This window comes from Micromonospora matsumotoense (assembly GCF_900091525.1).
GTDB classification, from domain to species: Bacteria; Actinomycetota; Actinomycetes; order Mycobacteriales; family Micromonosporaceae; genus Micromonospora; species Micromonospora matsumotoensis.
In genome coordinates, this window is the sequence record NZ_FMCU01000001.1 from 594,931 (window position 1) to 616,037 (window position 21,107).

Here is a 21,107-nt window from a genome sequence, read left to right on the forward strand (position 1 = left end):
GACGGGGGTGGGCAGGAGGGGCGGGAGGGCAGGGGTTAGGGGTTAGGCGACTGGTTCGCGGGCCGAGTCGGCGTCCCGGTCGGGGCCGGGAGTGACGCGGGGGTCGCCCTCGTCGGCGAAGTAGTCGTCGGGGGTGGTGCCGTCCACTCCCTCGGCCACCTTCGCCGCCCGCAGCGCCAGCGTGACCAGCGCCGCCACCACCAGGTTCACCAGGACGGCGACGATGCCGACGTAGATCGTCTTCTTGGTGTCGAAGCCGAACTCGGACAGCGGGAACGCCGACCCGCCGAAGTGCGCGCGCTTGGAGGCCGGGTTGGGGATCTGGTAGAGCATCCACATGCCCAGCCCCATGCCCGCCACCCAGCCGGCGATCAGCGCGCCCCGGTGGAACCAGCGGGTGTAGAGGCCCAGCGCCACCGCCGGCAGCGTCTGCAGGATGATCACGCCGCCGATCAGCTGGAGGTCGATGGAGAACTGCGGGTCGAGGAAGACGATGCAGGCCACCGCGCCGACCTTCACCACCAGCGAGGTGATCTTCGAGACGTTCGCCTCCTGGGCCGGGCTGGCGTCCCGCTTGAGGTACTCCTTGTAGATGTTGCGGGTGAACAGGTTCGCCGCCGCGATCGACATGATGGCCGCCGGCACCAGCGCGCCGATGCCGATCGCCGCGTACGCCACCCCGGCGAACCAGTCCGGGAACTGCTGGTCGAACAGCACCGGCACCACCGTGTTGCTGTCGACGGTGCCCTCCTTCGCCCCGGGCAGCGGCTTCACCCCGGCCGCGATGGCCATGAAGCCGAGCAGCGCGATCAGCCCGAGCAGCAGGCTGTACGCCGGCAGCGCCGACATGTTCCGCTTGATCACGTCCCGGTTCCGGCTGGCCAGCACACCGGTGATGCTGTGCGGGTAGAGGAACAGCGCCAGTGCCGAACCGAACGCCAGGGTGACGTACTGGAGCTGGTTGTTGGCGTTGAGCAGGATGCCGTCGTTCGGGTTCGGTGAGGCGGCGAACTTCGCATCCGCAGCGTCGAAGATCGACCCCCAACCCCCCAGTTTGTACGGCAGATAGATCACCGCCACCAGGATGACGATGTAGATCAGGGTGTCCTTGACGAACGCGATCAGCGCCGGGGCGCGCAACCCGGACTGGTAGGTGTAGGCGGCCAGGATCGCGAAGGCGATGATGATCGGCAGGTGCCGCGCCACCGCGCTGTCCCCGGTGACCCCCATCGTCTTGAGCACCGCCTCGATGCCGACCAGCTGCAACGCGATGTAGGGCATGGTCGCGACGATGCCGGTGATGGCGATCAGCAGGGCCAGCACCGGCGAGTCGAACCGGCGGCGCACGAAGTCGGCCGGGGTGACGAAGCCGTGCCGGTGCGACACCGACCAGAGCCGGCAGAGCACCAGGAACACCAGCGGATAGATGACGATCGTGTACGGCACGGCGAAGAACCCGGCCGCGCCCGCCCCGAACATCAGCGCCGGCACCGCCACGAACGTGTACGCCGTGTAGAGGTCACCGCCGACCAGGAACCAGGTGATCCAGCCGCCGAAACTGCGCCCGCCCAGCCCCCACTCGTCGAGGTGGGCCATGTCCTTCGGCGCCCGCCACCGGGCCGCCACGAAGCCCATCCCGCTGACCAGCAGAAAGAGCGCCGAGAAGACGATGATCTCGGTCAGATGATCGCGCCACATTAGTGGTCACCCCGCTTCTTGGTCATCTGGTAGACCAGCGTGGTGGTGGCCACCCCGAGCAGGATCCAGACCAGTTGCAGCCAGTAGAAGCGCGGAAAGCCGAACAGCCGGGGCGAGTCCGCATTGAAGAACACCGGGATCAGCGGTACCACGATCGGGATGAAGAGCAACCAGTTCCAGGGGCTGTGGTCCTTCGCCCTGGACGACGCCGTACGCGGCGTCTCCGGTTCGGCAGCGGTCATCTGACCCACCTCCGGTAGTCGTTCCGGCCAGTAACGGCCGGACGCTACGACCTGGTGAACCCGATCACGTTCAATCGGCGCGCGACGATGCGCCTAACGGCTGCCAGTCTGCGCCGAACGGCGCGACGCACCGCCCGACACATCGACAGACGACGAACCGGCCCGGGATATCCCGGGCCGGTCGACGGAGACCCGGGATCAGCGGGCCGGAAGGTGGGCGGTGTCGTTGACCGAGCGGACGGCCACCCCGCCGTCGGGCCACATGTCGAGCACCGAGATGCCGGCCGCGTCCAGATAGAGCCGGTGCAGGAAGGCGTCGCCGGCCGCGAGGGCGTCGCGCAACGCCAGCTTGATCGGGGAGACGTGCGAGACGACCACCACGGTCTCCCCGGGGTACGCCTCCCGCAGCGCCACCATCGCCCGGTCGACCCGCTGCCCGACCTCGGTGAACGACTCACCGCCCGGCGGGGCGATCCGGGTGGAGGCGAGCCAGGCGTCCAGTTCGCCGGGCCAACGGTCGCGTACCTCGGCGAAGGTGTGGCCGTCCCAGTCGCCGAAGTCGCACTCGATCCAGTCGTCCTGCGGGCGTACCGGCAGATCGCCGAGCGCCCCGGCGATCGCCTCGGCGGTGGCCGTACACCGGGACAGCGGGGAGCTGAGCACGGCCGCGACGGACGGGGCCAGCGCGGCCACCCGGGTGGCGGTGGCCCGGGCCTGGGCCTGGCCGGACTCGGACAGCGGCACGTCGGCGCGGCCCGCATAGCGGTGCTGCACGGTCCACTCGGTCTCACCGTGCCGGACCAGGATCAGCCGGGTGGCGGTGAAGGTCGGCCTCGGCTCCCAGGACGCCTTGGTGGTCGCCGGGTCGGAGCCGGCGGTCCGGGTGGCGGCACGGGCGGCCACCTCGCGGGCCTGGGCCCGGGCCGGTGAGTCGGCCGCCGCCACCGGCCGGGACGGCGCGACGTCGACCGACGCGGCCACCGGCCGGGGCGGCTTGCCGGCGGCGGCGTCCATCGCCGCGTTCGCCAGGGCGTCGGCGTGCCGGTTGCGCTCCCGGGGGATCCAACTGAACCGGACGGTGTCGAAGCGGTCGACCAGCGCGGCGGCCCGCGCGGCGAGCGGACGCAGCCCGGGGTGTTTGATCTGCCACCGGCCGCACATCTGCTCGACCACCAGCTTCGAGTCCATCCGGGCGTCGACCTCGACCGCGCCCAACTCGGCGGCGGCCTCCAAGCCGGCGATCAGCCCCCGGTACTCGGCGACGTTGTTGGTGGCCGTCCCGATCGCCTCGGCACGTTCCAGCAGCACCTCACCGGAGGCCGGGTCCCGGACCACGGCACCGTAACCGGCCGGCCCGGGGTTGCCCCGCGACCCGCCGTCGGCCTCGATGACGACCGCGCGCACCGCCACCGGGCTACAGCCCCGACTCGTTGGTACGCACCATGATCCGCCGGCAGTCCTCGCACCGGACCACCTCGCCCGGGTCCGAACTGCGGATCCGGGCCAGGTCCGCGCCGGACAGCTCCAGCCGGCAGCCACCGCAGCGGCCGGCGGTGAGCAGCGCCGCGCCGAGCCCGGTGTCCGCGCGGATCTTGTCGTAGAGGGTCACCAGGTCGGTGGGGAGGTCCGCGGCGAGCGGCTTGCGCGCGCCCTGCTTGAACTCCTCCTCCTTGGCGATGGCGGCCAGGCTCTCGTCGCGGCGCTGCTCGGCGGCGGCCCGCCGGTCCCGGGTCTCGGCGATCCGGGACTCGATCCCGTCGAGGGTGGCCTGCGCCGTCTCGCGCTGCTCCATCAGCTCCAGCTCGGCGTCCTCCAGGTCACCCTGGCGGCGGTTGAGGGAGACCAGCTCGTGCTGGAGCGCCTCCAGCTCGCGGGCCGGCCCACTGCCGCTGGCCAGCCGGGCCTCGTCCTTGTTCTTGCGGGCCCGGACCTGGTCGATGTCCTTCTCCAGCCGGGCGATGTCCCGGTCCAGGTCGTCGACGGCGACCTGGGCGCGGACCCGCTCGTCCTCCAGCGCGGACAGCTCCCGGGCGAGCCCCTCCAGCTCGGCCCGCTCGGGCAGCGACCGGCGGCGGTGGGCGAGCTGGGCGAGGGTGGTGTCGATCGCCTGAAGATCGAGCAGGCGGCGCTGGACCTGGGGTTCAGCCTTCACGGTCGGGGCTCCTTGTCGTCCATCGCGGGTGCGGCGGCGTGCACGGTCCACGGGTCGGTGTCCAGATCGGACACCACGGTCTCGACGCCGAAGTCGGCCCGCAGGTGGGCGGCCACGTCGTCCAGCCAGGGTCGTTCGGTCGCCCAGTGCGCGGCCTCCAGCAGGGCGGGCCCACCGGCGGCGAGGTGCTCACCGGAGGGGTGGTGCCGCAGGTCGGAGCTGAGGAACGCGTCCACCCCGGCGGCGGTCGCGGCGGCCAGGAAACCTTCACCCGAGCCGCCGCTGACCGCGAGGGTACGCACGATACGCCCGGGATCGCCCCCGGCGCGAACCCCCCAGACCGTGGCAGGCAGAACGGCGGCGGCGTGCCGGGTCAGCTCGGCCAGCGTCATCGGGGCGGGCAGCTCACCGATCCGGCCGATGCCCCGGCCGCCGCCGGCCGCCGGAGAGCCCGGCGCGGACGGTGCGAGGGGACGCAGACCGGTCAGCCCGAACCGGGCGGCCAGCGCGTCGGAGACGCCCGGCGCGGCGGTGTCGGCGTTGGTGTGCGCCACGTACAGGGCCGCCCCGGCGCGGATCAGGTCGTGCACGATCCGCCCCTTCCAGGTGGTCGGGGCGACCGAGGAGACGCCGCGCAGCAGCAGCGGGTGGTGCGCGACGATCAGGTCGGCCCCGGCGGCGAGGGCCTCGGCGACCGTCTCGGGGACGACGTCCACCGTGCCGTAGACGCGGCGGACCGGGTCGGTGGGCTCGCCGAGCACCAGACCGACCCGGTCCCACTCCTCGGCCCAGGCCGGCGGATAACGCCGATCCAGCTCGGTGACGACGTCGGCGACGGACGGCGGGGACGCGGTTGTGCTCACGGCCGGTCAGCTTACCGGCGCGTGGTGGCGGCCACGCCCATGCCCGTCGGCCGGGTCAGGCGGCCGAGGCGGCCCGGGACCGGTCCGGCAGGGCCGCCACCGCCGCCTCCCACGGAAAGGCGTGCAGGTGCCGTTCCCCCGTGCCGGGCGGGTGCAGCGGGTAGACGTGGTCGCCGAAGAGCACCGTGGCGCCCCACTCGCGGAGCCGTTGCAGGCCGGTCTGGAAGGCCGGGTGCCCGGCCATCGCCGCGTTGGTGAACGGCACCACCACCACCGGCACCCCCCGGCCCTGCCCCTCGACCAGCAGGCCCAGCGCCAGGGTGTCGGTGATCCCGGCCGCCCACTTGTTGACCGTGTTGACGGTTGCCGGGCAGACCACCATCGCGTCGGCCGGGGGCAGCAGGTCCGGGTCGCCCGGGTGCTTGTAGTGGGTGCGCACCGGGTGCCCGGTCTGCCGGGCCAGCGCGGCCCGGTCCACGAACTTCGCCCCGTCGGGGGTGGTGATGACGCAGACCTCCCAGCCGTCGTCCTGGGCGAGGCCGACGAGCCGGTCGAGGTGACGGGCCAGCGGCGAACCGCAGGCGATGACGTAGAGCACCGCGCGGCGCTCCTTGCTCGGGTGTGGGCCGCCGCTCATCCGGCCGCCACCGTGTTCATACTCCGACTCCCATCTGCTCAGCCAACTCCGCTATCGGCGCGGGCAACGCACCCCGTGTGCGACGCAGCACGTCGGACATCACTTCGTGGGCGATGGGTCGGCAGCGGATCTCGGACGGGGCGAGCCGGTCGCCGCGCAGCAGCATCTCCCCCGCCTTGGCGATGTCACCGAGTTGGGCGTAACCCCGGGCGATGTCGAGCAGGTGGTGGGCCCGGCGCTCGGGCAGCAGGCCGTTGAAGCTCGGCTCGGGGATGCCCTGGTGGATCTCCACCGCCCGCCCGCCGTCGCCCAACTCGACGGCGGCGGCGGCCCGGTGCAGCTCCAGGTTGGTCGGGCCGAACGAGGTCCAGTAGTGGTTCTGGTCGCTGCCGAGCATGAGGGCCGCCTCGTGGGCCCCGTGGAGCAGGTCCTCGACGGTGTCCGAGTCGCCGAACCGGGCCGCCGCCATCGCACCCTGCAACAGCAGCATGCCGTAGACGGAGAGCCGGTCCGGCGCGCTGTCGTTCATGCCGCCGGGGGCGAGCCGGTTGGCGATGCTGACGTTCAGCTCCAGCGCCGGCCGGGCCCGGCCCATCGCCACCAGGGCGTTGCAGACCCGGGCGGTGGCGACGCCGGCCAGCAGTTGGTCGTCGGCGCGCTGGGCGACCGCCATCGACCGGTCCGCCGCCAACCAGGCCAGCTCGCACTCGCCCAGCTTGCGCAGCACCGAGGAGGCGATCTGGTAGACCTGCCCGAGCAGATGGGCGGCCTCCTTGCCCTGCTCCCCGCCGTAACCGGCGTCGGCCGCCTGGGCCTCCCGCAGCAGCTTCGGCAGCGCCCGGGTGAGCATCCCGTAGCGGCCGTACTGGTAGGTGAGCCAGGCGTGGGTGACCGCCTTGCGCATGTCGGACAGGGGCGGCGGGTACGACACGGCGTCGAAGTACACGGTCATCGAGGCGTACTGCTCCAGGGCGGCCCGGATCTCCTGCACCTCGACCTGGTCGATACAGCTGAACGCGTCGGTACGCCGTTCCGGGTCCTTGCCGAGCAGCAGTTGCACGTCGATCCGGAGGATCACGGCGATCTCGTAGAGCACGGAGAACTTGTCCAGCCGACGGACCCCGCGCTCGACCTTGTCGACCCAGCTCTTGGACTTGCCGAGCCGGTCGGCGAAGACCTGCTGGGACATCTTGCGCCGCCCGCGCCAATAGGCCACCCGTCGCCCTATCGGAAGCTCGTCCATCTTTTCCCGTTCCTCCCCCTCCTGGGTCGTCCGACCGGGCTCCGGACGGCCCACGCAGGGCGCCGCCGATCCGTCCGTCCCAGGTATTCGCTGGTCGCACAGGGTGTACGTCATTCGTACAGCCAGTCTTCGTACCTTCGTGCAAGTTGCATGAGTCGTTCGTCAGGTCAACGAGCCCGGTTCGGGACAGTGACGGCGCTCGACGTGAGGGGTGGCGGTGAACGGTCGAAGTCAGAGGAGAGCGCAGGACATGTGGGGGAACGTCGGGCCACGGGTCGCCCAGCTGTCACCGATCGAACGGGTCCGGCTGCGCCGGATCGCGGTCCGGTACGCGGTGCACGGCTGGGAGGTGACCCCCGGCGCCTGCCTGGCGCGCAGCCGCTTCGTGTGCGGCCGGGCCGGTTGCCCCACCGTCGGCTGCCATCCCGCGCTGGAGAACTGGGAGCGCGGGGCGAGCACCGATCCGGCCCGGGTCGCCACCTGGTGGCGCAGCCGCCCGCACGGGGTGCTGCTGCCCACCGGCCGCGCCTTCGACGTGCTGGAGGTGGCGGCGCACCTGGGCCGCCGGCTGCTCGACGCGGTCCCCGGCCACCCGGTCGGCCCGGGTGCCCGGGGTCCGGTGGTGGTGACCCCGACCGGACGCTGGATGTTCCTGGTCCGCCCCGGCGACCCGCTGCGCCCCGAGTTGGAGCACTGCTTCCACGTGGTCCGACACGGCCCCGGGTCGTGGATACCGGCACCGCCCACCCGGCTGCCCGAGGGCACCGTGCGCTGGGCGGTCGCCCCGGAACAGGCCCGCTGGCGGTTGCCCGACTCCTACCTGCTGCAGAACACCCTGATCGAGGCGTTGCGGGCCGACGGGGTGACGCTGACCCCGGAGCTGCTGCCGGGCCAGCTCCCGCTCCCCCGGCGCGGTCACTGACCACGGTGCGGCAGCGGGTCGGAGCCCGGCGGGGTCAGGTTCCCGCCAGCGTCCCCGCCGACGCCGGACTCGTTGCACACCACGACGGCGCGGACGCGCCACCGGAGCGGGGGTAGGACATGGCCAGGGACGACGAGATGCGGCACACCGACGGCACCGAACCACCCCACCGGCGGCGGCCCCGCCACTGGTCGGACACCCGGCCGGCCGGTTCCCGACCGGGCCGCCCCCGGCCGACCGGCTCCCGCCCGTCGGGCACCCACCGCACGGCCAGGTGAGCGACGCCGCGCTCGCCCCGGGGGTGACGCGGCACGTGAGCGCCCCCACCGGCACCGTCGCGGGCCACCCCGGCCGACGGACCACCGCCCTGTCCGCCGGCGTGCGCCGTCCACCGACCCGCCTCGACTCGGCACGGGCGGTCAGTCGGCCAGCGGCAGGGCGGTGGAGCGCCACAGCCGGCCGTCGTCGGTGACCACCGCGTGCAGGTGGCCGGGCAGCCGGTCGAGCCAGCCGACGCCGGCCACGCCCATCGCCACCGCCGCCGTGGCGTACGCGTCGGCGACGCCCAGGTCGGGGCCGACCACGGTGACCGAGCGCAGCCCCCGGGCCGGCTCGCCCCGCCGGGGGTCGAGGACGTGGTGGCCCCGCTCGTAGACGCCCGAGGTGGCGACCGCCAGATCGGTACCGGTGAGCACCAGGCAGGCGGCGTACGCGTCCCAGGGATGCCGGACGCCGATCCGCCACGGCTGCCCGGACGACGAGTGCCCGCGTACCCGGACGTCACCGCCGGCGTTGAGGCAGTGGTCGACCACCCCGGCGGCCAGCAGACGGTCCGAGGCGACCTGCGCCGACCAGCCCTTCACGTAGCCGGAGGGGTCCAGCCGACCGGTGGCGTACGCGTCGAAGTAGCCGTCGGTGTCGCCCCACAGGTCGGCGCAGCGGGCCAGCACCGCCCGCAGGTCCGCCGACGCCTCGGACAGCGGCAGCTCCCCCCGGTCGACGCGGCGCACCTCGCTGTCCTCGCGGTAGGTGGTGAACCGGGCGTCGACCTCGCGCAGCCAGTGGAACGTGTCGTCGGCCAACTCCCGCAGGGTGGCGGCGGGCAGGTCGTCGGCGAGGTCCAGGCTGATCGCCGTACCCATCACCTGCTCGACCCGGCGCAGGCCGGGCCGGGTCGCCGGCACGGTCATCAGCGCACCTGGTCGAGGGCGGCCTGCAACGACTGCCGGTAGCCGTTGCTGGTGGCGGTCGCCTGGGAGACGGTGTCCAGGTTGGCGTCCTGCTGGCGCACCACCGTGCCGGAGGTGCCGCTGTAGGCGTCGTCCACCCGGTTGCTGCGCAGGTCGGACTGGCCGCCCTGGGGCAGCTCCAGGGCCACCGCGTTGACGATCCTGCTGCCGGAGACGGTGATCTGCACCTGCACGTTGCCGAACTCCGTGACGACCACCGGCCCGGTGATCTTGCGGTTGGTCGACTTGGGCGCGGCGGTGCTGGTTCGCGGGGCGGCCGGGGTGCTCCGCGTACCGGTGCCGCCACCGGTGGTGGTCCGGCCCGCGCCCGGGGTGCGGCTCGCGGTGGCGTCGGGCCGGCCGGCCGGCCGGGTCGGCGCGGCGGCCCGCTCCGACGCCACGCCGGGGGCGGCCGGGTCGGTCCGGCCGGGCGTTCCGACCGGCACGCCGGCCGGCAGTTCCTGGGCGACCTGGCTGGCGCCCGGTGCGCCCTTGAGCACCACCAGGGCGGTGGTGCCGGCGGCCAACCCGGTGATCGCCAGAAGCGCGCGACGCATGTCAGGTGCCTTTCTACAGCTCGAACGGGGCGAGGTGGATCTGCCGGCGGGGCACACCCGCCTGGCGGAGCGCCCGCACCGAGGACTCGACCAACCCCTCCGGCCCGCACAGGTAGACGTCACGCCGGATCAGGTCGGGCACCAGTTGGCGCAGCCCGTCCGGGCTCATCACCTGCCGGGGGCCGGGGTCGTCGCGGGAGCCGATGACATACCAGACCGAGGTCTGCCGGGCCTGGGCCAGCCAGTCCAGCTCGTGGTGCAGCAGCACGTCGGCCGGGGTACGGGCCCGGTAGATCAGGGCCGCGCCGGGCGGCAACTCCTCCAGCATCGCCCGCAGCGGGCCGATGCCGCTGCCACCGGCGATCAGCAGGGCCAGGTCCCGGGTCCGGTGCGCGGCGGTGAAGGTGCCGGAGGGGCCCTCCACCCAGACCCGGGTGCCCGGGTCGAGGTCGCGCAGGTCGCCGGTGTGCCGGCCGACCACCTTGACGGTCAGCCGCAGCCAGCGGCCGTTCGCGGCGGCGGAGAGCGAGAACGGGTGCGACTGCCACCAGCAGCCCCGGGTCAGGAACCGCCAGCGCAGGTACTGTCCCCCGAGCAGGTCGAGCTGGTGGAGCCGACGGCCGGTCAGATAGATCGAGATGGTGTCCGGGCTCTCCGCCACCACGTCGGCCACCCGCAGCCGGTGCCGCAGGTTGAGCAGCAGCGGCGCGACCAGCCGACCCCAGAGCAGGGCGGCGGCGACCAGCAGGTAACCGGCGATCCAGCCGGTACGCACCGGGCCGGGTGGGAAGAGCTGCGCGCCGTTGCTGAACTGGTGGCCGAAGCCGAGCAGCAGCACCAGGTAGCTGGTCAGGTGCAGGTGGTACCAGAGTTCGTAGGGCAGGGCCCGGCGGACCGCCCGGATGCCGGTACCGCCGACCAGCACCAGGATGCCGGCCGCGACGAACGCGGACACCATGTCGTCGAAGTCGCGCAGCAGCACCCCCACCTCGGCGGTGACCGAGTTGTCCTGGGTGCGGGCGTAGCCGACCACCAGCAGCGACAGGTGGGCCAGCACCGCCACCAGCAGGGTCGCGCCCAGGTCCCGGTGCACCCGGGACAACCGCTCGCCGCCGACCCCACGTTCCAGCACCCCGAGCCGGCTCATCATCAGCACCTGCACCAGCAGCAGGTAGCCGGCGATCAGGCCGGTGACCCGCCCGGCCGCGGTGAGCACGTCGGCGGTGCCGGCCAGCGAACCGGCCGGGGTGTCGAGCCACCACGGCAGCACCGCGACCACCAGGCCGACCCAGAACAGTCCGGACACCACCCGCCGGCCGACCGACCCCCGCCGCGGCAGGGCCGGCGGCGGGCGTACGGACGCAGCCGACCGGCCGCCGTACGGGGACGGGTCCCCGGTACGACGGCCGGCGGCGTGCATGTCCTGATAGGTCACGCGTAGAGCTTCATCGGGGTGAACTTCTTCCTCGGGAAGATCTTGTCGACCTGGGCGGTGGTCAGCCCGAACCGGCCCTGCGCCACCGCGCCGTAGACGTTGAACATGTTGTTGTACTCGGGTACGTCTCCCGAGTCCAGATCGCTCAATCCGTCCCAGGTGCCGAGCAGCGAGCCGGCGAGCCTGCGCCCGGACAGGATGGTGACCACCCCGCCGTGGCCGTGGTCGGTGCCGCCGCCGTTGGAGGCGACCCGGCGGCCGAACTCGCTGGACACCATGACCGTGACGTCGGCGGCCCGGTCGCCCAGATCGGTGAAGAAGGCCGCCATCGCGCCCGCCAGCTCGCCGAGCCGCCGGTGCAGTTGGCCACCGGAGCGGGTGCCCTGGTTCTCGTGGGTGTCGTAGCCGCCCATGCCGACCGTGGCGACCCGGACGTTCGCCCCGCCCTTGATCAGCTGGGCGAGCTGCTGGAAGGCGTACCCGACGCCCTCGTACCGCACGCCCTCCGCCGGCTGGTACGGCTTCGCGGCGAGCTGCTGGGCGGTCGACAACGCGCCCATCCCCTCGATCACCGCCTCCTCGACCGGGTGGTTGATCCCGGTGAACAGGCCCCGGATCGCCTTCTCGGTGGCCGCCCGGTAGCGGTCGTCGCCGTTGAGCCGCAGCGAGCCGACGCTGTTGAGCGACAGCGCGCCGTTGGTGCCGACCAGCGAGCGGGGCAGCGTGCTGCCGATGCCGACGCTGCGGAACGCGGTGCCCTTGCCGAGGGAGTCGACCAGGCTGTCCAGCCAGCCCCGGCCACCGGTCTCGTGGGGCAGGCCGCCCAGGTTGCAGGCGTCGGCGGCCTGGAAGTGGCTGCGGGACAACCGCTCGTCGGAGACCGCCGGGACGAAACCGAGCTGGCCGGCCTTGAGCCACTTCTCCAGCGGGGCGAAGGCGCTGGTCAGCTTGAAGCCCCGGCCCAGAGCCAGCGAGTCGTCGCCGAGCAGCAGGTCAGGGCGGGCCTTGGCCAGCACCGGGTCGTCGGCCGGGGCGACCAGGCTGAGCCCGTCCAGCCCGCCGTAGAGGAAGACGTGGATCAGGGTGCCGGTCTTCGTCGCCGCGAACGACGCCGAGGTGGTGACGAACTGGGCGGTGGCCAGCGTGGTGGCGGTGGCGGCGGCCCCGGCGACGAAGGTCCGCCGGGTCACCCCGCGCCCGTCCTGCTGGGCCTCCTCCTGGTCCTCCAACCGGCGGTAGCGGTCGGCCTCGGCGGCGTTCTCGGCGGCGACGACGTCCGCCTCGGCCCGCAGCACCGCCTCGGCCGGGTTGTCGGCGAGCCGGCGCAGGTCGGGGCATTCGGGGTGCAGGGGGAACGAGGGCACGGTCTTCTCCATCGGGTGCGTCACCGGGTTGTCCATCGACTGCCTCACCGCAGGTGGTGCTGGGGGGACGCGAGGATCGCCCGCGCGACGGCGGCGACGGCCCCGTTGAACGTGGCGTCGACCTTGGCGGTGGCGGACACGCCGGCCACCCCGAGGATCAGGTTCTTCTCCCGCGTGGACAGCTTCTGGTGCACCAGCCGCTGGGCCAGCGCGTCCACGTACGCCCCGGCGGTCGTCGGCGGCTTCGCCACCAGCTTCTCGGGTCTGGTGTACGTGAACTGGGTGCGACGGCCGGCGATCAGGTCGGCGGCCTCGTTCCACCCGTTGACCATCGTCCCGGCCGACGTCCAGGCGACGTAGACGTCCGGGTAGCCGTCGGGGGTGGGCTGGCCCATCGGGTACTGGCCCAGCTCGCGCAGCTTGTCGTGGATCTGGCGCAGCCCCTGGGCGAACGCGGTGCGCGTGCTGTCGCCCTGCCGGAAGCCCGGCCCGGCCTGCGGCCCGACGCCCAGGGTCCGGTAGGTGGCGACCAGGTACTCCATCGGCCGGCGCACCTTCTGGCCCACCGCCGCCCAGAACTCCGAGGAGCTGAACAGCGACATCAGCAGCGGCTTCACCGAGCCATTGTTGACCGTGTAGATCTTGGTGAGCCGGTCCACCAGGGACTTCGGCGGGGTGTCCGAGACGAACCGGGTGGCCAGGCTGCGGGCCACGTACCGGGCGGTCGACGGGTGCAGCGCGATGTACGTGAGGTACGCGTCGATGACCTGGTCGGCCTTCCTGGGGTCGGCCGAGTCGTTGGGGTGGCTGAAACCGAGGATCTTCACCTTGCCCCGGTAGTGCCGCTCGTTACGGAAGACGTACTTCCCGTCGTCGACGCCCCGGCCGGTCTGGAGCAGGGCAGCCTGGCGGACGTCCTTCTCGGTGTAGCCGCCGTCGACCCCGACCGAATACAGCTCCAGGTTCTCCCGGGCCAGGTTCTCGTTGACCGCGTCGGCCCGGGAGTCGTTCTGGTTGAGGTAGAGCAGCAGCGCCGGGTGCCTGTTCGCCGCCACCAGCATCTCCGGGTAGCTGCCCATGGCGTGCTTGCGGACCACGTCCCGGTCGAACGAGTTGCGGTACGCCTCACCGCCGTCGAAGTCCGCGGCGACGTGCAGGAAGTCGTTCCAGAAGTCGACCATCACCTCGTACAGCTGCCGTTCCGACCAGATCTGCCGGGCCAGCGTGCCGTCGACCATCTCCCGCTCCGGCTGCGCCCCCCGCGCGTTGAGCTGTTCGCGCTGGTCGCGCAGCTGCTGGCTGGTCAGCTTGAGGGTGGGCAGCTCGGCGAGCTTCAGCTCGGCGGCGCTGGGCGCGATCTTCTCCGGGTCGAGCTGTTGGCGCACCCAGGCGTCGATGCCCATCCGCCTGATGTCGGCGAGCACCTTCGGGGTGGCCCCGAAGGTGGCCCGGCTGGCCAGGTGCCGGATCGGGTCCTTGGCCAGCACGGTCTTCACCGTCACCGGGGTCTCCGCCGCCGCGGCGGCGGGGCCGGAGAAGGTCCGCCCGCCGTTGGGCGAGTTCTTCTTCAGCGCCGCACCGGCCCGGGAGCCCATGTAGCTCTCGTTCTGCTCGGTGTAGGTGCGTACCGTGCTCGGCTGCTGGCCGCTGGGTCGGGCCGGGGTGCCGTCGGTGACCGTGGCGCCGGTGGCGTCCCCGGCGACGGTGTCGGCACCGAACAGGCTCCGCACCTGGGGGCTCATCGCCAGCGCCGCGCCACCGGCCACCACGGCGGCGGTGCCACCCAGCGCGACCAGCGCGCGCCGCCGGCCGACCCGGCCCCGGTCGCCGTCACCGTCGTCGTCCAGGGTGGGCAGTCCGGTGCCGGCCGGCTGGTGGAACGCCTGCCGGCCCAGGCCCTCGGGGCCCACCCACTGCGGGCCCCGGGACACCGGCGAGCCGGTGGGCGCGTACCCGGCGTGCGGGTCGCCGTACGGGTGACCGGGGGCGTCGTACGACGTCGGGGGGCGTCCGTCGGGGGTGGCGTGCGGTCGGTGCGGTGGCACATTCTGGTCGGCCATGTACCAGTCCCGTTTTCTTTCGATGCGCCGGACCACTGCGACCGGGGGCGGGGCGGAGGGTACGGCGGCGGCTGCCGGAGGAGTTGCTACGGGAAAGTAGCCAAGGGGTGGAATGCCATCAAGGCTGGTCGCGGCGGCCCTGCCGGGCACTTAAGCCGCAGCTCAGCACCCTGCCCGGCCGGGTGGTTGCGCCCCGGCCGGGTGGCGGCGTCCCCAGCAGGGACGACGCGTCCGCCGACAACACCGCCGTAACGTTTTGGCCGTACGCGTCACCGCACGCGACGTTCACCGGCACAGCGAAACTTAAGCCACCGGTAAGCCTGCGCTGAGGTCGCCCGAGCGCCCTCGCGGCCCGGTTTCGGCCGGCCCGTCCCCCGCCGTCGGCCGACCTGTGCCCGCCGTCGGCCGACCTGTGCCCGCCGTCGGCCGACCTGTGCCCGCCGTCGATCGGCCCGTCCCCGCCGGCTGGTGGCAGGGATCGAAAGTAGCAGCAGCAGAAGGGCGTGACCCGCCTCCAGAGCGGGTAAGCCGCCGAACCGCTGAAGCCGTGAGGGGAAGGCGCCGCCATGCTCAGCAAAGAGGATCAGCGCAGATTCGAACAGATCACCCGGCAGCTCCGGGAGAGCGACCCGAAGTTCTTCGCGAGACTCGACCATCGGGTCCGGGCCCGGCGCGGACGCTGGCTGTTGTTGCTGACCGTCATCCTGTGGGCGTCACTGCCCGCGATGACCGTCGTGGCCGGACGGACGGCCGGCGCGGCGTGCGTCGTACTCGTGGCCGCCAACACCGGCCTGATGTGGCACTTCCGGCACCGCTGGCGCTGACCCGCCAGTCCGACCACGCCGGCCCGGTCGGCCACGGCCTTGGCCCGTGCCCGGCCCGGGTGCCGACGACGTCTCCGCCGGGGTCGGCTCAAGCCTCGCGGGCCCGTGGGTGGCTCAAGCCTCGCACGCCCGTGGGTGGCTCAAGCCTCGCAGGCTCGTGGGTGATGGGACCACCCGCCGATCCCGACGGCGCGCTCGCCGCGCCCGGCCACCCGGGTCACGTCATGATCGACACCAGTGGGGCGATGTTGTGGGGTCGGAGCGACGGGGACACCCCAATAGCGCCCCACTGGTGTCGATCATGGACCGGGGGCACCGGGCGCGGTGCCAGGACCCTGGGCGCCACATCCCGGGACACGGCGCGATACCCCGTGCCGGGGCGGGACGCCCGAGCCAGGACGGGACGCCACGAGCCAGGGCGGGACGTCGCGAGCCAGGACGGGACGTCGCGAGCCAGGACGGGACGCCGGTCAGCTCGGGTCGAGGGCCTGGTAGGCCCGGCGCAGGCGTTCCAGCAGGCCGGGGCCGCCGATCGCCGGAGCAGGCGAGCCGAGCTGCCGCAGCAGCAGTTCCGGGCCGGTGACCAGGATGGGCGGGCGGTCCGGCAGCGGCACCGGCGACAGCCAGAACCGGTCCATCGCCTCGGCGAGTGGCGCGTCGGGCAGGTCGGCGAGCACCCGGGCCGCCCCCGCCACAGCGCTCGGCGGCCCGGGTGCCACCCCGTCCACCACGGACGGTACGGACACCGGCGGCCCATCGGGCGTACCGGCATCCTGCACACCATCCGACGAACCACCGACCGTTGCGCCCGGCGCGGAACCACCGGCCGGCGCGCTCTCCGACGCGGGACGCCGCGACTCGGCCCGGGTGGCGGGAGCCCGCACCCCGGCCGGGGAGAACGCCGCCGACCCCGGGGACCCGTCGGCGGGGTCGACAACGGCGGGCAGGGGCGACCCGACCGCCTCGGCGGGCAGGGACGACCCGACCGCCTCGGCGCGCAGGGCACGGAGCCGGCCCAGCAGGTCGTCGCGACTGCGACCCCGCCAGTGCAGCAACTGGAACGGGTCGGCGTCGAACGCCTCGGCGAGCAGGTAGAACGTCGCCGCGAGATGTTTGCACGGCACCGCGAAGTCGGGGCAGCCGCAGCGTTGGGTCAGCTCACCCACCGACCCGGGGAACAACGGCGCACCGGCCGCGGCGAACAGCTCCTCCAACTCCGCCGGCAGGTCACCGGCGAGCAGCCGGGCGCTGAAGAACGCCTGCCCGGCCAGCTCCCGCTCGACCCGGTCCCAGAGCGCGGCGGGAAAGGGCGGCAGGGCGATGACCACCGGGTACGGCCGGGGCCGGGAACCCTGCACGCTCGCCTCGACCCGCCCGGGTGACACGTCGAGCCGGAGCACCTGCCCCCGGCGGGCGTACGCCCGGCCCCGGGTGAGCCGGGTGCCGAGCGCGAACGACTCCAGCACCTCCAGGAAGCGCCGGGACCACCAGGAGACCCCGATCGCGCCCCGGGTGCTGCGCGCCCGCAACCCGCCGTCGACCCGTCGGGCCGGACCGAAGTCGGCGAACGGGCCGGTCGGCCCGGGGTCGTCGGTGCCCGCTCCGGCACGCTGGGGGGTCATTCGACCACCGCCCCGGCGTCCAACGCGAACAGCTCCCGCAGCTGCCCGGTGGACAGCTCGGTGACCCACTGTTCGCCGCTGCCCACCACCGACGCGGCCAGGCCCCGCTTGTCGGCGATCATCGCGGCCACCTTCTCCTCGACGGTGCCGGCACAGACGAACTTGCGGACCTGCACCCGTCGCCGCTGGCCGATCCGGAACGCCCGGTCGGTGGCCTGGTCCTCCACCGCCGGGTTCCACCACCGGTCGACGTGCACGACGTGGTTGGCGGCGGTCAGGGTGAGCCCGGTCCCGCCGGCCTTGAGGGAGAGCACGAACAGGGCCGGGCCGTCCGGGGACTGGAACCGGGTGACCAGGTCGTCCCGGTCGGCCTTGCCGACCCCGCCGTGCAGGTAGAGCACCTCCCGGCCGAAGCGGGCCGACAGGTGGCCGCGCAGCATCGCGCCGAACTCGGCGTACTGGGTGAACAGCAGGGCCTTCTCGCCGGCCGCGAGCACCTCGTCGACGATCTCCTCCAACCGTTGCAGCTTGCCCGAGCGGGCGGCCAGCGGCGAACCGTCGTGCAGCAGTTGGGCGGGGTGGTTGCAGACCTGTTTGAGCCGGGTCATGGTGGCCAGCACCAGGCCCCGCCGTTCCATCCCGTCACTGGACTCGATCCGGGCCAGCATCTCGTCGACGATCGCCCGGTAGAGCGAGGCCTGCTCGGCGGTGAGGTTGCACACCACCTCCATCTCCAGCTTCTCCGGCAGGTCGGAGATGATCGAGGAGTCGGTCTTGAGTCGACGCAGCACGAACGGGCCGGTGACCCGGCGCAGCCGGGCCGCCGCGTCGGCGTCCCCGTGCCGTTCGATCGGCACCGCGTACGACTGCCGGAAACTACTGGCCGGCCCGAGCAGGCCGGGATTGGCGAACTGCATGATCGACCAGAGGTCGGCCAGCCGGTTCTCCACCGGCGTGCCGGTGACGGCGATCCGGTGCCGGGCGGGCAGCGACCGGACCGCCTCGGCCTGCCGGGTGGCCGCGTTCTTGATCGCCTGGGCCTCGTCGACCACCACCCGGTGCCAGCCCACCGACGCCAGCGCCACCGCGTCCCGGGCGGCCACCGAGTAGGTGGTGAGCACCAGGTCGGCGGCGTGCACCGCCGCCTCGAACTCCGCACCCCGGGCCCGGTCCGCGCCGTGGTGCACGTGTACGCGCAGCCCGGGGGTGAACCGGGCCGCCTCCCGCTGCCAGTTGCCGACCAGCGACATCGGACAGACCAGCAGGGTCGGCCCGGCGTCCGGGCGGTCCCCGGCGAGCAGGGCGAGCAGTTGCACGGTCTTGCCCAGCCCCATGTCGTCGGCGAGCACCCCGCCGAGCCCCAGCGACTGGAGGAAGGCCAGCCAGGCCAACCCGCGCCGCTGGTACGGCCGCAGGGTGCCCTTGAAGGCCGGCGGCGGGTCCAGCGGGACGAGCCGCCGCTCGGCCTGCCCGGCCAGCAGGTCACCGAGCGGCCCGTCGGCGGTCACCGCCAACACCGGCAGCGCGTCGGGGTTGTCCGCCCCGGCCAACCCCATCTTGAGCAGGTCGGCCACGGTCAGCTCACCGGGGGACCGCAGCAGCCGCAGTCCGGCGGCCAGCCGCTTCGGGTCCAACTCCACCCACCGGCCGCGCAGCCGCACCAGCGGGGTCTTCAACGCGGCCAGGGCGGCCAGCTCGTCGGCGTCCACCGCCTCGTCACCGAGCGCCACCTCCCAGCGGTAGTCGACCAGCGCGTCCAGCCCCAGCCCACCGGAGGTGGCGGCGACGGTGCCCGGGGCGGTCCTGCTGCTGGCCCGCAACCGGGTGCCGAGCCGCGCCGACGGCCGCCGCCACCACGACGGCAGCAGCACCCCGAAGCCGGCGGCGTGCAGCACCGGTGCGCCGTCACGCAGGAACCGGTGGGCTCCCTCGACGTCCAGCTCCAGCTGCTCCGGGGCGGGGGTACGCAGCGCCTCGTCCAGCTCCGGCCAGAGCCGCCCGGCCCGGCCCAGCTCGGCCAGCAGGGTCTCCTGCGGGTCGTGCCACCGGCCGGCCAGCGCCGGCAACCGCTCCGGCGTCCGCCAGATGTCACCGGCGCCGACGTGCAGGCCCGGCTCGTCGGCGGCCTGCAGGCCGAACTCGATGCGCCACCGTCCGCCCTGTCCGATCACGGTCGACGGGTCGGCCGGCACCACGGTCAGGGTGTCGACGATCTCGTCGTCGGCCGGCTCGACCAGTCGGAAACTGGCCCGCACCGGGCCGCCCACGGCGTCGCGCTGCCAGGCGTCCAGCTCCGCGTGGAGGGTGGCCAGTGCGGCGGGTTCGGCGGTGAACCGCCGCTGCGGGCCGGTCAGCGCCGCCAGCCAACCGGCCGTCACGCCGTCACGCCGACCGCCCCGGACCAGGTCGGTGTCGGCCAGCACCCGGCGGGCGGCGGCATCGGTGAGCAGGTCCAGCACCTCGGCGACCAGCCCACCGACCCCGTCGGGACCGGACCCGGCACCGGCGTCGGTGGCACCAGCACCGGGCGGTACCTCGTCGGGGCCGGTTCGCCGCCCGACCGGCCGGCCCTCGGCGGGACGGGAACGGGAGGTGGCGGCCGGGATGTCGACGGCGGCCCGGACGGCCGGGGGCAGGGCGAGGGCCAGCGACCGGGCCCAGGTGGCGTCCGCGCCGGTGAGCAGGGGTCGCCACACCGCCCAGCCGACCGCCGACCCGGCGGACCGCACCGAACGGCCGCCCGCCCGTCGACCCGCCGCCCCCCGGGCCACGTGCCCCGGGGGGCGGTCGGCCACGCCGGGCAGCAACCGGCCCCGGGACACCAGGTCGGCCGCGAAGCCGGCCAGCTCCGCGAGGTGACGCAGGCCGGCCCCGACCACGGCGTCGAGCCCGTCGAGGGTACGCAGCAGGTCGAACGCGTCGTCCGGGGCGTACCGGAGGGCGGGGGTGCGCCAACCGGCGAGGGTGACCGGGCCGCGGACCGGTTCCGCGACGGTGGCCGGGACCAGCTCCGGGGAGTGCAGCGGCGCACCGGCCCGGGTGGGGAGGGTGAGCAGCACGGTGCCGGCCGGGTGGTCGCCGAGCAGCGCGGACAGCGCGGCCGGCTCGGCGGCGAAGGGGTGCGGGCGCTCCCGGGGGGCCCGACCGGGCCGTCGGGGCACCTGCGTCGGCCGGGTGGAATCCTCCGCCCAGACCGCCAGCCCGGTCCCGACCAGCCACGCCCCGTGGACGACCAGCACAGCTTCCCCCTCGTCGACGCCCGGGGGTCAGGATAGGCGGCGGTAACCGGTTACCGTCGGCGCCATGGCCGCCCGCCCCGACTGACGTCGCCCGCACTGATGGGACAGGCGGGGTGGCCCTGCCGCCTCCGGCCCGACGACCGCGACGGCCCCGGGTGCGGGTCAGAGCTGGCCGGTGCTGCCGTCGGTCAGCTCACGGAGGATGTCGGCGTGCCCGGCGTGCCGGGCGGTCTCCTCGATCATGTGCACCATGATCCAGCGCAGCGACACCTCGCCGAGCTGCGGTTGCGGGACGACATGGTCCAGCGGGAACCGGGCGGCCAACTCCCGGGAGCGGTCACAGGCCCGCTCATAGGCATCGGCGAGCGAGTCGAGGGTCTCCCCCTCGGCCAGCGCGAAGCTGGCCGCTGCGTCCTCTTCGGAGGTGGGGAAGACGTCGCCGGGGGCCGGGTCGAGCAGGTAGGGGAACCAGTTCCGCTCGACCAGGGTGAGGTGCCGCAGGATGCCGGCCAGGGTGGTCGCCGACGGCACCAGCCGGCGGGTCGCCTCGGCGTCGGTCAGGCCGCGAGCCTTGCGCAGCACGATCGCCCGGTGGAAATCGAGGAACGCACCGAGCACGGCCCGCTCGTCACCGGTGCGGGCCAGCACCGGTCCGAGGGTCATGTCGATCTGAATCTCCGCCATCACCGGACGATAGCCGCACGCGAGCGGTCCCGCTGTCCCGGCAAACCCTGCGGTCCGGCGGCCGGCTTGGCAGGATGGGCGCATGGCATCGACGGTACGGATTCCCCTGGCGGACGGCCCGGCTGACGGCGAGGCGGTCGACGTCGAGCTGGACGGCAACGACCGTCCCCCGCTGACCCATCACCACCTCGGCCCGCAAGGGCTGGTCGACGCCCAGATCTACGAGTTGGAGTCGGCCGGCGACCAGTGGCGCTACCGCTGGCGCGGCCCGGCGCTCTGATCCCGCCGACCGCCGAGACGGCGGCCACGCCCCGGTCGCCGGTCGGCTTGCGGCCG

General features: G+C 73.7%; 18 protein-coding genes. 3 read left to right on the forward strand and 15 right to left on the reverse strand.

Annotated elements, in window-relative coordinates; genetic code table 11:
* Positions 1 to 42: 42 nt before the first annotated feature.
* From mctP to GA0070216_RS02600, 7 genes are all read right to left on the reverse strand, one after another.
* On the reverse strand, positions 43 to 1,698 hold the full coding sequence (gene mctP / locus GA0070216_RS02570) for a monocarboxylate uptake permease MctP (RefSeq protein ID WP_091238092.1): 1,656 nt from the start codon (positions 1,696 to 1,698) through the stop codon (positions 43 to 45).
* Positions 1,698 to 1,940, reverse strand: a complete 243-nt coding sequence (locus tag GA0070216_RS02575) for a DUF3311 domain-containing protein (protein ID WP_091238910.1) — start codon at positions 1,938 to 1,940, stop codon at positions 1,698 to 1,700. Before GA0070216_RS02575 ends, mctP begins: the two co-directional genes overlap by 1 nt.
* Positions 1,941 to 2,138: 198 nt before the next feature.
* Positions 2,139 to 3,350 (reverse strand): bifunctional RNase H/acid phosphatase, encoded by a 1,212-nt coding sequence (locus GA0070216_RS02580; RefSeq protein ID WP_091238096.1) that lies wholly within the window; start codon positions 3,348 to 3,350, stop codon positions 2,139 to 2,141.
* A 4-nt stretch (positions 3,351 to 3,354) separates the two neighbouring features.
* Positions 3,355 to 4,092: a zinc ribbon domain-containing protein gene (locus tag GA0070216_RS02585; RefSeq protein ID WP_091238099.1), complete on the reverse strand. Its 738-nt coding sequence runs from the start codon at positions 4,090 to 4,092 to the stop codon at positions 3,355 to 3,357.
* A complete protein-coding gene (locus GA0070216_RS02590; RefSeq protein WP_091238103.1) occupies positions 4,089 to 4,955 on the reverse strand; it encodes a Nif3-like dinuclear metal center hexameric protein in 867 nt (288 codons plus the stop codon). Before GA0070216_RS02590 ends, GA0070216_RS02585 begins: the two co-directional genes overlap by 4 nt.
* 55 nt (positions 4,956 to 5,010) lie before the next feature.
* Entirely contained in the window at positions 5,011 to 5,592 is a 582-nt protein-coding gene (locus tag GA0070216_RS02595; protein WP_091238107.1) for a flavoprotein, read from the reverse strand.
* 16 nt (positions 5,593 to 5,608) lie between these two features.
* The gene (locus GA0070216_RS02600; protein WP_091238111.1) at positions 5,609 to 6,835 is read right to left on the reverse strand and encodes a helix-turn-helix domain-containing protein; all 1,227 of its coding nucleotides are present in this window, start codon (positions 6,833 to 6,835) and stop codon (positions 5,609 to 5,611) included.
* A 250-nt stretch (positions 6,836 to 7,085) separates the two neighbouring features.
* Here GA0070216_RS02600 and GA0070216_RS02605 point away from each other — a divergent pair, with 250 nt between their 5' ends.
* On the forward strand, positions 7,086 to 7,757 hold the full coding sequence (locus GA0070216_RS02605) for a bifunctional DNA primase/polymerase (protein WP_091238115.1): 672 nt from the start codon (positions 7,086 to 7,088) through the stop codon (positions 7,755 to 7,757).
* Positions 7,758 to 8,176: 419 nt separating this feature from the next.
* On the opposite strand, the gene GA0070216_RS02610 is transcribed toward GA0070216_RS02605, so the two are convergent.
* Genes GA0070216_RS02610 through GA0070216_RS02630 form a run of 5 tightly spaced genes read right to left on the reverse strand, consistent with a single transcriptional unit; the run spans position 8,177 to position 14,402 of the window.
* A complete protein-coding gene (locus GA0070216_RS02610) occupies positions 8,177 to 8,899 on the reverse strand; it encodes an FAD:protein FMN transferase (RefSeq protein WP_091238913.1) in 723 nt (240 codons plus the stop codon).
* Positions 8,900 to 8,946: 47 nt separating this feature from the next.
* Positions 8,947 to 9,543 carry an FMN-binding protein gene (locus GA0070216_RS02615; RefSeq protein ID WP_091238118.1) on the reverse strand — a complete coding sequence of 199 codons (597 nt, stop codon included), beginning with the start codon at positions 9,541 to 9,543 and terminating at the stop codon, positions 8,947 to 8,949.
* Between the two features lie 13 nt (positions 9,544 to 9,556).
* Entirely contained in the window at positions 9,557 to 10,978 is a 1,422-nt protein-coding gene (locus GA0070216_RS02620; protein ID WP_091238122.1) for a ferredoxin reductase family protein, read from the reverse strand.
* Positions 10,975 to 12,366, reverse strand: coding sequence for a DUF1501 domain-containing protein (locus tag GA0070216_RS02625; RefSeq protein ID WP_245722256.1), 1,392 nt, complete (start codon positions 12,364 to 12,366; stop codon positions 10,975 to 10,977). The genes GA0070216_RS02620 and GA0070216_RS02625 overlap by 4 nt, the downstream gene beginning before the upstream one ends.
* Positions 12,367 to 12,386: 20 nt before the next feature.
* Entirely contained in the window at positions 12,387 to 14,402 is a 2,016-nt protein-coding gene (locus tag GA0070216_RS02630) for a DUF1800 domain-containing protein (RefSeq protein WP_091238125.1), read from the reverse strand.
* Between the two features lie 566 nt (positions 14,403 to 14,968).
* Between GA0070216_RS02630 and GA0070216_RS02635 the strand changes: the two genes are divergently transcribed.
* Positions 14,969 to 15,226, forward strand: a complete 258-nt coding sequence (locus GA0070216_RS02635) for a DUF3040 domain-containing protein (protein WP_091238129.1) — start codon at positions 14,969 to 14,971, stop codon at positions 15,224 to 15,226.
* Positions 15,227 to 15,696: 470 nt separating this feature from the next.
* Here the strand turns inward: GA0070216_RS02635 and GA0070216_RS02640 are convergent, their stop codons facing one another.
* The 3 genes from GA0070216_RS02640 to GA0070216_RS02650 form a co-directional block, all read right to left on the reverse strand.
* A complete protein-coding gene (locus GA0070216_RS02640; RefSeq protein WP_091238132.1) occupies positions 15,697 to 16,848 on the reverse strand; it encodes an SWIM zinc finger family protein in 1,152 nt (383 codons plus the stop codon).
* Positions 16,845 to 20,087: a DEAD/DEAH box helicase gene (locus tag GA0070216_RS02645; RefSeq protein WP_091238135.1), complete on the reverse strand. Its 3,243-nt coding sequence runs from the start codon at positions 20,085 to 20,087 to the stop codon at positions 16,845 to 16,847. The genes GA0070216_RS02640 and GA0070216_RS02645 overlap by 4 nt, the downstream gene beginning before the upstream one ends.
* 162 nt (positions 20,088 to 20,249) lie before the next feature.
* Positions 20,250 to 20,771, reverse strand: a complete 522-nt coding sequence (locus GA0070216_RS02650; RefSeq protein ID WP_091238138.1) for a DinB family protein — start codon at positions 20,769 to 20,771, stop codon at positions 20,250 to 20,252.
* Between the two features lie 82 nt (positions 20,772 to 20,853).
* Between GA0070216_RS02650 and GA0070216_RS02655 the strand changes: the two genes are divergently transcribed.
* Positions 20,854 to 21,051, forward strand: coding sequence for a hypothetical protein (locus GA0070216_RS02655; RefSeq protein WP_091238142.1), 198 nt, complete (start codon positions 20,854 to 20,856; stop codon positions 21,049 to 21,051).
* The last annotated feature ends 56 nt before the right edge of the window (positions 21,052 to 21,107 follow it).

Bases quoted from the DNA above. Each gene is read 5' to 3' on its own strand.
- mctP (WP_091238092.1), bottom strand. From the start codon at position 1,698: ATGTGGCGCGATCATCTGACCGAGATCATCGTCTTCTCGGCGCTCTTT.
- GA0070216_RS02575 (WP_091238910.1), bottom strand. From the start codon at position 1,940: ATGACCGCTGCCGAACCGGAGACGCCGCGTACGGCGTCGTCCAGGGCG.
- GA0070216_RS02595 (WP_091238107.1), bottom strand. From the start codon at position 5,592: ATGAGCGGCGGCCCACACCCGAGCAAGGAGCGCCGCGCGGTGCTCTAC.
- GA0070216_RS02600 (WP_091238111.1), bottom strand. From the start codon at position 6,835: ATGGACGAGCTTCCGATAGGGCGACGGGTGGCCTATTGGCGCGGGCGG.
- GA0070216_RS02605 (WP_091238115.1), top strand. From the start codon at position 7,086: ATGTGGGGGAACGTCGGGCCACGGGTCGCCCAGCTGTCACCGATCGAA.
- GA0070216_RS02610 (WP_091238913.1), bottom strand. From the start codon at position 8,899: ATGGGTACGGCGATCAGCCTGGACCTCGCCGACGACCTGCCCGCCGCC.
- GA0070216_RS02615 (WP_091238118.1), bottom strand. From the start codon at position 9,543: ATGCGTCGCGCGCTTCTGGCGATCACCGGGTTGGCCGCCGGCACCACC.
- GA0070216_RS02630 (WP_091238125.1), bottom strand. From the start codon at position 14,402: ATGGCCGACCAGAATGTGCCACCGCACCGACCGCACGCCACCCCCGAC.
- GA0070216_RS02635 (WP_091238129.1), top strand. From the start codon at position 14,969: ATGCTCAGCAAAGAGGATCAGCGCAGATTCGAACAGATCACCCGGCAG.
- GA0070216_RS02640 (WP_091238132.1), bottom strand. From the start codon at position 16,848: ATGACCCCCCAGCGTGCCGGAGCGGGCACCGACGACCCCGGGCCGACC.
- GA0070216_RS02650 (WP_091238138.1), bottom strand. From the start codon at position 20,771: ATGGCGGAGATTCAGATCGACATGACCCTCGGACCGGTGCTGGCCCGC.
- GA0070216_RS02655 (WP_091238142.1), top strand. From the start codon at position 20,854: ATGGCATCGACGGTACGGATTCCCCTGGCGGACGGCCCGGCTGACGGC.